The organism is Bacillus sp. FSL M7-0558 (genome assembly GCF_038003245.1).
Lineage (GTDB): Bacteria > Bacillota > Bacilli > Bacillales > Bacillaceae > Bacillus > Bacillus pumilus.
This window is the reverse complement of sequence record NZ_JBBOOU010000001.1, coordinates 673791-686232: the sequence shown is the minus strand read 5'-3', so window position 1 is coordinate 686232 and position 12442 is coordinate 673791. Positions and strand designations below refer to the sequence as shown.

The 12442-nt window shown below is 43.2% G+C and carries 12 protein-coding genes and 1 pseudogene; 4 read left to right on the top strand and 9 right to left on the bottom strand.

Translation table 11 applies throughout. The features are described from left to right. Positions 1-18: 18 nt before the first annotated feature. Together pcrA and MHB79_RS03410 are read right to left on the bottom strand one after the other, a co-directional pair. On the bottom strand, positions 19-2241 hold the full coding sequence (gene pcrA / locus MHB79_RS03415) for a DNA helicase PcrA (protein WP_003213969.1): 2223 nt from the start codon (positions 2239-2241) through the stop codon (positions 19-21). 57 nt (positions 2242-2298) lie between these two features. Next, positions 2299-2991, bottom strand: a complete 693-nt coding sequence (locus MHB79_RS03410) for a heptaprenylglyceryl phosphate synthase (protein WP_041816135.1) — start codon at positions 2989-2991, stop codon at positions 2299-2301. A gap of 272 nt (positions 2992-3263) precedes the next feature. On the opposite strand from MHB79_RS03410, the gene MHB79_RS03405 reads away from it, so the two are divergent. Next, on the top strand, positions 3264-3677 hold the full coding sequence (locus MHB79_RS03405; protein WP_003214474.1) for a DUF2283 domain-containing protein: 414 nt from the start codon (positions 3264-3266) through the stop codon (positions 3675-3677). Here the strand turns inward: MHB79_RS03405 and MHB79_RS03400 are convergent. Then, positions 3658-3888 (bottom strand): hypothetical protein, encoded by a 231-nt coding sequence (locus MHB79_RS03400; protein ID WP_003214314.1) that lies wholly within the window; start codon positions 3886-3888, stop codon positions 3658-3660. The genes MHB79_RS03405 and MHB79_RS03400 overlap by 20 nt on opposite strands. A gap of 139 nt (positions 3889-4027) precedes the next feature. On the opposite strand from MHB79_RS03400, the gene MHB79_RS03395 reads away from it, so the two are divergent. Beyond that, positions 4028-5611, top strand: coding sequence for an FMN-binding glutamate synthase family protein (locus MHB79_RS03395; RefSeq protein ID WP_050945723.1), 1584 nt, complete (start codon positions 4028-4030; stop codon positions 5609-5611). Positions 5612-5713: 102 nt separating this feature from the next. Further along, a pseudogene (locus MHB79_RS03390) lies at positions 5714-6118 on the top strand (DUF3916 domain-containing protein). 150 nt (positions 6119-6268) lie between these two features. Here MHB79_RS03390 and MHB79_RS03385 read toward each other — a convergent pair. The 3 genes from MHB79_RS03385 to MHB79_RS03375 all read right to left on the bottom strand — a co-directional run bounded on the left by MHB79_RS03385 (position 6269) and on the right by MHB79_RS03375 (position 9439). Further along, entirely contained in the window at positions 6269-6739 is a 471-nt protein-coding gene (locus MHB79_RS03385; RefSeq protein WP_428839761.1) for a bleomycin resistance protein, read from the bottom strand. A 93-nt stretch (positions 6740-6832) separates the two neighbouring features. Further along, positions 6833-7147 (bottom strand): YerC/YecD family TrpR-related protein, encoded by a 315-nt coding sequence (locus MHB79_RS03380; protein WP_003214053.1) that lies wholly within the window; start codon positions 7145-7147, stop codon positions 6833-6835. Between the two features lie 549 nt (positions 7148-7696). Next, a complete protein-coding gene (locus tag MHB79_RS03375) occupies positions 7697-9439 on the bottom strand; it encodes an adenine deaminase C-terminal domain-containing protein (protein ID WP_003214450.1) in 1743 nt (580 codons plus the stop codon). A gap of 124 nt (positions 9440-9563) precedes the next feature. On the opposite strand from MHB79_RS03375, the gene MHB79_RS03370 reads away from it, so the two are divergent. Next, positions 9564-9785 carry a YgaP family membrane protein gene (locus MHB79_RS03370; protein WP_034320223.1) on the top strand — a complete coding sequence of 74 codons (222 nt, stop codon included), beginning with the start codon at positions 9564-9566 and terminating at the stop codon, positions 9783-9785. A gap of 32 nt (positions 9786-9817) precedes the next feature. Here the strand turns inward: MHB79_RS03370 and MHB79_RS03365 are convergent, their stop codons facing one another. The 3 genes from MHB79_RS03365 to MHB79_RS03355 are packed head-to-tail and all read right to left on the bottom strand — an operon-like array spanning position 9818 to position 12431. Further along, entirely contained in the window at positions 9818-11083 is a 1266-nt protein-coding gene (locus MHB79_RS03365; protein ID WP_340988996.1) for a peptidase, read from the bottom strand. A gap of 14 nt (positions 11084-11097) precedes the next feature. Next, the gene (locus tag MHB79_RS03360; RefSeq protein ID WP_050945720.1) at positions 11098-11763 is read right to left on the bottom strand and encodes a 3-oxoacid CoA-transferase subunit B; all 666 of its coding nucleotides are present in this window, start codon (positions 11761-11763) and stop codon (positions 11098-11100) included. Continuing rightward, positions 11739-12431 (bottom strand): CoA transferase subunit A, encoded by a 693-nt coding sequence (locus MHB79_RS03355; protein ID WP_340988994.1) that lies wholly within the window; start codon positions 12429-12431, stop codon positions 11739-11741. Before MHB79_RS03355 ends, MHB79_RS03360 begins: the two co-directional genes overlap by 25 nt. Positions 12432-12442: the final 11 nt, after the last annotated feature.

Here is a 12442-nt window from a genome sequence, read left to right as displayed (position 1 = left end):
TTTATATGTCCTATCGGTTTATTGCTTCTCAATTGGCGCAAATGCTGCGAGAAGACGCTTAATGCCTGTAGGGCTTGGGAAAGCAATATCAAGCTCCGTGCTGTCTCCACTGCCTTTTACGCTCACAACCGTTCCAACGCCCCATTTTTTATGAGCCGCTTTATCGCCCACAGCCCAGCCAATACTTCCGCCGCCTGTGTTTTGAATGGTTTGAGTTTGCGGACGTGAGACAGGTCCCCGTCTTTGTGGTCTTTCTCTAGTTTGGCCAAATGGTGTTTTCGTTTCTTTTTTCTCATTTAGGTTGTCCAATAAATCGGCTGGTATTTCTCGAATGAATCTTGATTCAAGGTTCATGTTTGTCCGGCCGAAGAGTGTTCTCATCTTGGCACTTGATAAATAAAGCTCTTCTTCCGCCCGTGTGATGCCTACATAAGCAAGGCGGCGCTCTTCTTCCATCTCTGCATCTTCCATTAATGAGCGGCTGTGCGGGAAGACACCTTCCTCCATGCCCATTAAGAAGACAACCGGGAATTCTAGACCTTTTGCGGCGTGAAGCGTCATTAAAATGACCGCATCTTGATCTTCTTCCTCATTCTCATCCAGCTTATCAATGTCTGCGACAAGGGCAAGATCTGTCAGGAAGGTCACAAGGGACTTGTCTTCATTTTGTTCTTCAAAGTTCTTAGTCACAGAGAGAAACTCGTCAATATTTTCTAGACGGCTCTGTGCCTCAATCGTTTTTTCAACCTTTAGTGCTTCACGATAGCCTGTTTTCTCTAAAATTTCTTCTGTTAGTTCTGTGACAGATAAATAATCCTGCATATTTGTCAATTGATCGATGAGCTGTTTGAACTCATCAAGCGCATTGGCTGCCCTTGCACTGAGTCCAATGAAATCTACCTGACCAAGTGCTTCAAACATAGACAGGTCATTCATCTCCGCGTATGCTGCGATTTTATCAACAGATGTCGCACCGATTCCGCGCTTTGGTACGTTCACAATTCGTGCAAAGCTAATGTCGTCATCTGGGTTAGCTACTAGGCGTAAGTACGCCAAAATGTCCTTGATCTCTTTTCTGTCATAGAACTTTGTGCCGCCGACAATGTTGTATTGAATGTTTGACTTCAATAATGTTTCCTCTATGACACGAGACTGGGCATTGGTTCGATAAAGAATCGCAAAATCGGATAATTTACGCTTACCGCTCTGATGAAGCTGATGAATCTTTCCAGCAACAAATTGACCCTCGCCGAATTCATTATCTGCACGGTAATAGGCAATCTTCGCCCCTTCATCATTTTCTGTCCAAAGGTTTTTCGGCTTACGGTTTGAATTGTTTTGAATCACCGTGTTTGCGGCATTCAGTATACGTTTCGTCGATCTGTAATTTTGCTCAAGCAGAATCACTTCACTGGATGGATAATCTTTTTCAAAGGAGAGAATGTTTGTAATATCCGCTCCGCGCCAGCGGTAGATGGACTGATCCGAGTCACCGACCACACATATATTTTGAAAACGCTGAGCAAGCAGTTTCACAAGCATGTACTGCGCTCTGTTCGTATCCTGATACTCATCGACATGAATGTATTGAAATTTTCGCTGATAGTGTTCTAATACTTCAGGGATGCGCTCAAACAGACGAATCGTCATCATAATAAGATCATCAAAATCCAGTGATTGGTTCTTAAGTAATCGCTTTTGGTAATCTGTGTAGACGTCGCTAACCACTTGATCATAGAAATCACTGGCTGTTTTGGCGTATTCCTCTGCGTCAATGAGTTCATTTTTTGCACTGCTGATTGATCCTAAAATGCTGCGAGGATCGAACTTTTTAGGATCGATATTTCGTTCTTTTAAAATGTTTTTAATGACTGAAAGCTGATCAGATGTGTCTAATATAGAGAAGTTGCGATTTACACCAATACGGTCAATATCGCGTCGTAAAATACGCACACACATGCTGTGGAACGTAGAGATCCAAATGTCATCCGCACCAGGCCCTAAAATGGCTTGGACACGCTCACGCATTTCACGTGCTGCTTTATTTGTAAACGTAATCGCTAAAATGTTCCACGGAGCCACATGCTTTTCTGCCATTAAGTAGGCAATTCGGTGTGTGAGCACCCGCGTTTTCCCGCTTCCTGCTCCTGCCATCAAGAGTAGCGGACCGTCTGTTGCTTTGACCGCTTCTTTTTGCGCGTCATTTAGCCCTTCTAATAGATGATTCGATATTTCATTCATTCCATTCACCGCCAATTCGAACTTATGTTCTATTTTAACCCTTTTCGTCTTGTTTGACTATGATGACTTTTTGACTGCGCTCACTGTCTTTAATGCTTCTTTGAAATTGTCATAAATGACGTTTCCTACAACAACCACGTCCGCATGCTGCGCAAAATCTTCCGCCTGCTTTGCGTTTTCAATGCCCCCGCCATAAAAAAGAACCGTATCAGAAAGCACTGCTTTCGTTTCTTTCACAAGTTCTATATCTCCAAGCGTTCCGCTGTATTCTAGATAAAAAATGGGCAGCTTCATTAAATGCTCTGCCACTCTTGCATATGCTCTTACGTCATCGATGTCCAGTGCTGTATTTGCCTCTGTGAGCTTGGCCGCTTTACACTCTTCATTTAAAATAACATAGCCTTCAGGCACGATCTCTTCCATCGACATCAAATCACCGAATTCCTTCATCGCATCCTTGTGAAGCCCAACAATCCAATCAGGATGAGAACTGTTTAAGACAGTCGGGATGAAATACAGATCGAAGCCCGGCACAATCATTTCATGTGTTGAGATTTCGAGCACACATGGCACAAGAAACCGGCGGACCTTTGACATTAATTGAAGCACGTTGTCCTCTGTCACATTGTCACTGCCGCCAATCAATATAGCATCCGTACCAGATTCGCAAATTGCCTCTAGCTGTTCATCGGATATTTCTTTATTTGGATCGAGTTTAAAGACATGCTTCCACTCGGTAACATCATACATGAAAAACGTTCCTCCATTCGTTTCATTCCATTTAAATATTATAACAAAATCAGTGACCGCAAAAAATGGGTAACCTCCTTCAGCTAAAAGTTTCATTCTTTTGAAAATGGGGTTCGTGACTTTAGGTTAGAATGCTGAAACCATCTAGGAGCTGAGAGGGATGATCTTTGACCGTTCACTGATAGAAGAGCTTTGTATCACCACATGTTATTATACAATAAAGGGACATTTTACTATTGATCAAAAAACCATACATAAAGCAGGTGACCGACATGAAAAGAACCATCACATATGATCAAACGATCGACATCGGATACATCTATCTCCTGCCTGTAGGAATCGGGACAATCAAAGAAACCATTGAATTAGATGTGAATGAATGTATGAACGCAGATATCGACAAGGAGGGACGAGTAGCTGGTCTGGAGTTATTTGCAGAAGAAGCCGAAGTTTTGAAGCATGCACCCGTGTATGAGGACGAGCTTTCTTTACGTTTTACAGATCAGGACGTTCTCTCAACCTATCATTTATCAGGCATTGAATTTCATTTCTCGACGCCTGATCACAAAGGGCTAATCGGTTTTACGATTGTCGATCCTCATCGATATAACGTCAAAAGAAAGACAAGAAAAAACCGTTTTGAATGGTCAAAACGGTTTTTCCAAGCTATTGTCTCACTTCATTGAAATAATGGACGGATGTCATGGCCCCTTCATCGACCATCTTGTTGTCTTGAATATCTAATGGATCAGGGTGTCCGGCTTTTTCAGGAATCTTTTCATCTGAGCGGAACATGCTTGCCCATTTTTTGAGATGCTGTTTATTTTTTACTGCTAATAACACTGCACCACCAACCCCTAATCCTGCAAGTACATACGCATTCGGACGCTTATTCATGTATGTTCCCTCCCCTTATGATCTTATTTGTAAGTTACCCCGGCTTTTCATTTCTAAACGTCACAATATGTTGAAGTGGTTTCTCTTTCAATGAAAAGTGGAATAACAACAACAATGATAGAGAAAAGAGGGGATCTTCGTGACAACAACTTTCATTGTCATTGTTGGCGCACTATTAGTGATTTGTTTCATCATACCAATCATTTTATTCATCTGGATTTGGATGAGAGATGAAAAACAGGAAGAGCATTCTGTCCTGCGAAATTATCCGGTCATTGGAAAGCTGCGGTTTATTTTTGAAAAAATAGGACCTGAGCTTCGTCAATATCTGTTTCTGAATGATCGCGAGGAGCTTCCTTTCTCAAGAAGAGAATACGAGCAAGCTGTCATGTCTGGAAAGTACAAAAGCCGGACGATGGGCTTTGGATCAAAACGTGATTTTGACAAGCCTGGTTACTACATTCGCAATGTTCTATTTCCAAAGCAGCGAGATGAGTTACGCATCGATCAATCTGAAAAAATCCAAACAAAAGTGTATCAGATTGATCAAGACAATTTACTACGAAGAAGTGAACATACCAAAGAGGTCGAAGCAAAACCTTACTATCTCCATCAAGACGATGTACAAGTGATTGGCGAGCACACATGTCAAAAGCCATTCCGTGTAAAAGGCCTGATTGGGCAGTCTGCCATGAGCTACGGCTCTTTAGGCGACAGGGCCATTACAGCACTATCCTCGGGATTAAAAATGGCTGGCGGTACGTGGATGAACACAGGTGAAGGCGGGCTTTCTCCCTATCATCTCAAAGGCGGAGCCGATATCATATGCCAGATTGGGCCCGGTCTATTCGGCGTGAGAACAGAAGATGGCGCTTTTTCCTTTGAAGAATTTAAGAAAAAAAGCGAGCATGAGGAAGTCAAAGCCTTTGAGCTGAAGCTGGCTCAAGGAGCTAAAACACGCGGCGGTCATATTGACGGCGAAAAGGTCACCGAAGAAATTGCGAACATCCGTAAATTGCCGCCCCATCAATCCATTGACAGCCCAAACCGATTTGAGATGTTCCACTCCATTCCGGATATGTTTGATTTCATTGAACAGCTGCGAAGTATAGGCGGAAAGCCTGTCGGCATCAAGCTTGTGGTCGGACATAAAGAAAACATTGAAGAGCTTGCAACGTACATGAAAAAAAGCGGAAAGCACCCTGATTTCATTACAGTGGATGGCGGAGAAGGCGGCACTGGCGCATCTTTTCATGAATTGGCAGATTCCGCAGGGCTGCCGATTTTCACGGCACTCCCAATGGTTCATCAAATATTGAAGGAATACGGTGTCAGAGATCAGGTCAAACTCTTTGCTTCTGGCAAACTTCTCTCACCAGATAAAATTGCAATTGCCCTTTCCATGGGTGCTGACTTTGTCAATATCGCACGGGGACTCATGTTTTCAGTCGGATGCATTCGCGCCCAAGTGTGCCACACGAATAAATGCCCAGTCGGGGTCGCCACAACTGATCCAAAACTGCAAAAGGGTTTATCAATTGAAGAAAAGAAATACCGAGTCTGCAATTATATCCTTTCTCTAAGAGAAGGCTTGTTTAACTTATCCGCAGCCGCTGGTATTGAATCTCCCATTCATTTTAATGAGAAACATATTGTCTATAGACAAGAAAATGGTCAGACAAGTGAAGTGCCTATTTTTACAGGGACACAGCCATCCGTCTAGTTTGAGAAAGGTGCGTTTTTGCACCTTTTTTTCAATTGACATTTTGGCTCAATCGCGTATAAAGAACTTAGGGCAAATGACCAGGAAGTGGAGAGATGGAGGATGCGTGAGAAAAAGGTTCGCGGGATGAAACGGAAGACGAATGAGATGGTGACAAGAATTGAGGAAAGTACACGAGAGTTCCCGGCAGATATTGAACAAGGGTATTGGCATCTTCCTCTACCAGTTGCTTATGATTTTATTTGTACAAACAAAACACCTCAAAAAATCAAGCGATTGTCCATCCAGACACTGATAAATAGAGCTGAACATCTCATTGATTTGAAGCCAATTGATGGAGAAGTATATCGTGTCGTGGTTGTAGTAGATGCCACTGAATGATGGGGATCACAAATCATTGTGTTTAAAGGAGATTCCTATGTTAAAGACTTTTTCAATAGACATGATGATGATCAGAGATGGCCGCCTCTTTCCGATGCGAGAAACATTCAAAGGGAATGGCAGTAACACAAATTTAAAAATAACCGTTGTCCTTTTCGGCAATAGTCAATTTTTTGTATCTGTACTCATGTATCTTAAAATAAAAAAGAGTAGCCGCAGCCACTCTTAATTTTACTTATTCAACAATCGCGCCCTATTCTGGAAGAGACTTTCATGTTAACCTGCCATTTCTTGCGAGAACCTAAGTAAATATCCATCAGGATCTTGAACAAGAAATTCCTTTTGTATAAACGTAGTATCATTACTTTTATATTTGCTAACAGTTGGCTCTCTGAATAGTGGAATGTTTTGCTTTCTTAAACGGTCAATGACAGGCTGTACGTCTTTAATGTCTATTTGAAAATTGATTCCCCGTCCAAATGGGTGTTTTAACTCCCCAGTGTCCCAATGGCCATTGATTTCTTCTAACATCATTTGTGTTTCCTCTTCCAACGAAACAAATATAAATTTATCGTCTTCACGCTCATATTCCAATTTAAAACCAAGCAATTCTATATAGAACCATTTAGACTTTTCGATATCTGTTACAGATAACTCTGGAATCAAAGCATTGAATCTCATTTTTTCTTCTCCACAACCTTCTGATAAAGTTATTCGGTTAAATGACCCGTTTGTTGCTTCTTTCAAGCCAGTCCTTGCTTGTCTTTTCAGCGCTCTTCATAAAAAAACTGTAAACAACGCCATTCTTTTTGAATAGGATTGTTTACAGTGAAGTCTGCTTTATTTTGTTTCGTCATTTGCCTGCTGTTCTGCTACGCGGTCAAGTGCCATTGTGTAGGCATCATTTCCGTAGTTCAAGCAGCGTTTGACACGTGAGATGGTTGCAGTGCTCGCACCTGTTTCCGTCTCAATTTTATGATACGTGTTCCCCTCGCGAAGCATACGTGCTACTTCAAGACGCTGTGATAAAGATTGGATTTCATTGATGGTACACAAATCATCAAAGAATCGATAGCATTCTTCCAGGTCTTTAAGGGATAAGATGGAGTTGAATAACTGATCTAAGCTTTTGCCCCTTAATTTATCAATTTGCATCTTTATACATCTTCTCCTTTACTATTGGCACCGCTTCGCACGACATTCTGCGGAGAAAGCGGTATCTTTCCTGACTATTTTTTTTCAACCTCAGCAATGAGCTTTGAACGAATCATGACAGGTTTGGTTATACGCTGGAAATGCCGTCAGTTCTTTCGTAAGCCGAAGCTTCTTTATCGTATACAAAATCGACAAGTTCTGTCATTTTCCTTGTTCGACAATCTGACAAACTTGTTTGCTTCCGATATCAAGAACACTTCTGCTTGATTAGGTCTGCCCTAAAAATACAGGTTGTGCGGAAAGCTCGGCGAGACCACAAACATGCGCCCCGCCTCGCTCAATTATTCAAAATATGTTGGTCGGTCAGCGTAACCGACAGATTCATTTTTCAATCAGGCCATTTCACTCGTCATGTCAAAGCCCTCTGCTTCAACAACTCCACATAAGTATTTTCACTTACATGGCAGTGAAGAGATCCATTGCTCACGTCTGCCCTATAACAGTTGTCAGAAATGTGGCAAAGATGATACAGCTCCACTCTGTTATATTTTAACGCATTATAGACGGAAAGAGTACAGTTTTTTTCATGACATCAAATATTCCTCTTGGTGTCACTCGAATATACGGCAAATGGGTACTTTGGAAAAAGACAAGTGTATCAATTGGGCAATCAAATGGATAGCCTCGCTCAATGAGCAGCTCACGCAAGGTTTGTATTTGCTGAAGAACTGTCTCAAACGGTTCAGCAGAGGCACAGCCTGATAATTGCAGCGGGATTTCGTGCAAAATTTTCCCGTTCTCTGTGAGGACGATCCCCCCGCCGATTTCTTTCATTCGCTTATGTGCCAGCATCATATCTTCTTTATTTTTCCCGATCACTAAAATGTCACCCGTGAGCGAAAATGAGCTGACAAACCCTTGCACTTTGTTTGCAAAGCCTTTGAGCATCGTATTCACACGCCACTCGCCTTTTCGGTCAATCAGGCTAAAGAAACTTTGATCATGATCACATGACAGCTGGTTCACAGAGTTATCAATCTCCACTGTATAAGGCTCCATGATGACAGCATTTCTCATTTTGACACCTAGCGGCATGGAAAATTGCAAATCACTCGTCGTCAGATCATAGCCTAAATCTAATGGAACAAGCCCGCCATTTTCCCATTTAGTTTCTTGAAATTGATGCTGGTTCTCTCCATCTAATTTGAGGATAACCCCTTTAGATATCACCGTTTCCGGATTTGGATTCATTGGATCATCTAACACATTCAATGAAGCCAGACGTCCTGGACCGACAACACCTAATAGGTCATCAATTTGATAGTATTTCGCAATGTTAAAGGTCGCCATATTGTATGCATCGATGATAGGCACGCCTTCTTCAAGGGCAATTGAAATCAAACGATTAATCATACCCTCCTCATAAAAATGAGGCGCTGCTCCATCTGTTGTATAGAAGAAGTGATCATAGTGTCTAAAATCACGCTCGTGCAGCTCTCTTAAAATGTTCACTAAATCTGGGCGGATGGAAGAATGACGAAGTGAGACATGGTAGCCAAGGGACAAGCGTTTGAGCACATCGTCTGCATTCATCGCTTCATGATCGCTGTCCGCGCCAAACAGCTTCATTTTTGTTAGCGTTTTCTCAGAAGCTCCGGGGAAATGCCCTTCAATTCGTTTCCGCTGCTTCTTCGTTTCTTGCATGCAATATAAAATGAGATCATCACCGTCCATCAATCTTGGCCAGCTTGTTAATTCGCCGCCTTGAAGGACATCAGGATGATCAATCCATTCCTTCCGGTAGTTGATAGGAAGCATCTCATCTTCATATCTGACTTCAGTTTGAAGATCATATCTAGACCACCAGAAATACTGAAATGGCTGCTGTTTTAATTCACACAGAGTGGAAAGCGCTTTCTTTTCATTGCTCTGCAAAAGAAGAAATAAGTTATCACTGACCATCGTTGTTGTGCCAAATTGAGACACATATTCTGCAAGTGATTGGGGATTATAAATATGGAACGGGTGCGCGTGAGGCTCTATATACCCAGGCACAATGTATTTCCCTTCACAATCAATCACACGTTTAGCTGATTTATTTTGAGGAAGCTCTGCTCCGACATAAACAATTCGATCATCATGTATCCAAATATTTGCCTTCACCCATTGTTTTAAAAACGGGTTTAGCACGAGTCCATTCGTTAAAAGGAGTGTTGGAACTATTTTTGAGTCGACTACATCGATTTGTGTGCGGATGTCATTGTTTCTCCAATTAAAAGTACGTTCGGACATTCACATACTCTCCTTCATTTGTATTAGCCCTATCGTAACATAACGAACCACGTTACGCATTAATGAAACGTTACAATTTCTTGAAATCACACTTAAAATATTTAAAAAAGGAGATTTACCTTCAATGAAACCTAATCTCGGCTTAATGGAAGCGCTCATTCGAATTGCCTGTGGAATGACAATATGTACTGTAGCTGGTTCTTTATATGCTAGAAAACCATGGAGTAAAATGCTGCTTTTCAGCATCATGTTCGGCGGAATGAAACTGGCATCTGGCATTCTTCGTTTTTGTCCAGTGACGTATATGTGTGAGCAGCAAGACACACATAAAGAGAAGGCTGAGTGAGACAGCCTTCTTTTTTTGTGATCGTTTTCATATCACTCCGCTGCTTCACACCATTCCACCATCGTACCTGCGATAATTTCCGCTGCTTCAATCACATGCTCAATGTCGATGGATTCATTCGGGAAATGGGCAAGCTCCGTTGTTCCAGGTCCGAAGACGATGATCGGGATACCTGCCGCCTGTGACAGTAATCCGCCGTCTGTTCCCCAAGGAGCGGCTTCGATCTTTGGCGGCTCCTTCTTGACCGCTTCATATTGTTCCTTCAATAGACCTAAAAGTAGATGGTCCGTATCAATTGAGCCTGGAAGCCATCTTGCACCAAACCATTCGACCTCAACAGGATGCTCTTTGAACCATTCATCCTTTTCCCCAAGTCCCATCATCCAATTTTCTAATTCCTTCTCTGCCTGCTCAACCGTCTCAACTGGCATCACACCAAGTCTTCCCTCCATTGTGAGCAAATCCGCTACAGAGGACGGCCAATCACCGCCTTGAATTTTTCCTATGTTGATGGGGATTGGAATCGGAATATGCTGAAATAACGGCTCGGTGATGCGCTGATTTCGTTCTTCTTCAAGTGCTGCTATATGTGAAAGAACGATCATACTTTTTTCAATAGCGGAAACGCCGTGATATCTTGTTCCGCCATGAGCTGCCCTTCCTTTAATATGCAGTCTGAACCACTTAGATCCCTGCTGAATCGGAAAGATTTTCATATGACTTGGTTCTGGAATGATGGCCGCATCTGCTGTATACCCTCTCAGTATGGCTGCAAGGGTGCCTGCACCGCCGCTCTCTTCTTCGACGACACTATGAAACACGACATCTCCTTTCAGCGGAATCTGTAGTGCATGCAGTGCCTCTAGTGCAAAGAGTAAAGAAACGTTTCCGCCTTTCATATCTGTTGCCCCGCGTCCATAAAGTCTCCCGTTTATGATATGCCCGCTGTAGGGCGGATATGTCCATTGTTTCGTATCTCCTGCTGGCACAACATCGACGTGCCCATTTAATAAAATGGATTTGCCGCCCCCTTTTCCCTTCAATCGTCCGGCGACATTGGGACTTCCTTTAAAGGAACGTCTCGGGGAATAGAAATACGGGTGTTCTAGCAAGTCTTCTCCGCCAATGTCCCATACATCTACATCAAAACCAATGGCAGACAGCTTATTTGCTACGATTTGCTGCACACCTTGTTCATTCCCTTGGGTGCTCTCACATTGCACCATTTGCTGAAGAAGCGCAATCGCTTCATCTTGGTGCTCTCTCATCCAGCTTCTGATACGTGTGATTGGCTGCAAGTCATTCATCCTTTCTACACAACAGATTTGACATCAGGCGCTAAAATTAAAGGTGCCTCTGTCGCCCTTATGACATCTTCCGGCTGATACGGCGGCATGACTTCACGTAAAATGAGCAGCTGCGATTTGACCTCAATGACTGCCATATCCGTTATAATCAGATCCACACAAGACTTAGCAGTTAAGGGCAGTGTGCAGGCAGATTTCACCTTTGATTCACCGTGTTTATCGAGGTGGCTCATCACCACCACAACCTTTTTCGCCTTTTGCGCAAGCTCAATCGCTCCGCCCATCCCGGGTACTCGTTTGCCTGGCACAATCCAATTCGCAAGATCACCCTGACTGCTTACTTCAAGTGCACCTAAAATGGTCATATCCAGCATGCCTTTTCGAATGATGCCAAAAGCAGTCGTGCTGTCCATGTATGAGCCGCCTTTTGTTAACGTAATAGGAAAACCACCGGCATTGCACAAGTTCGAATCTTCTTCTCCTTGTGCTGGTGAGGCGCCTGCCCCCATAATGCCGTTTTCTGCATGAAGCCATACGTTGTAATGCGCTGGAATGTAATCAGCCGCAAGGGTTGGGATGCCGATCCCAAGATTGACGATCATGCCATCTTCAATTTCCTGCGCCGCCCGTTTGGCTATGCGGTGTCTTATATCGTTGTCTCCCATGCCCATGCCCATGTCCAGTTCACTCCTTTTGATTGCACGATCTGGTTCACAAATACGCCTGGTGTCACGATTTCTTCTGGATGAAGACTACCTACAGGCACAATCTCTTCCACTTCCGCAATGGTCCAGTCTCCTGCCATCGCCACAATCGGGTTTGTATTCCGTGCACTTTTATCAAATATCAGATTTCCTGCTTCATCTGCTTTGAAGGCATTCACAATGGCAATATCCGCTGTCAGCGCAGGTTCAAGGATATATGTCTTTCCGTTTAGTGGCACGAGCTGCTTCTCATCAAGATTGAGGCTATCCATGCCGACATCTGTTACAATGCCTGCCAAGCCCATCCCGCCTGCTCGTATTTTTTCTGCTAGAATGCCCTGCGGGTAAAAATGAACATCTAGTGTACCTGATTGCATTTTCTGTCCGGCTATTGGATTTGAGCCAATATGAGAAGCAATGATCTTCTTGACTCTTCCTTCTGTGATCAGCCGGCCAACACCTATTTGCGGGAAGCCTGCATCGTTTCCGATCAATGTCAGATCTTTGATATTGGCTTCTAGGATGGCGTCGATCAATGATGGCGGGGACCCTACGCCGCCAAATCCGCCAAACATGATGGTCATGCCGTCCCTAAAATGCGTGATCACTTCATCTACATTCACTGTTTTGTTCATCATCTTTCCTC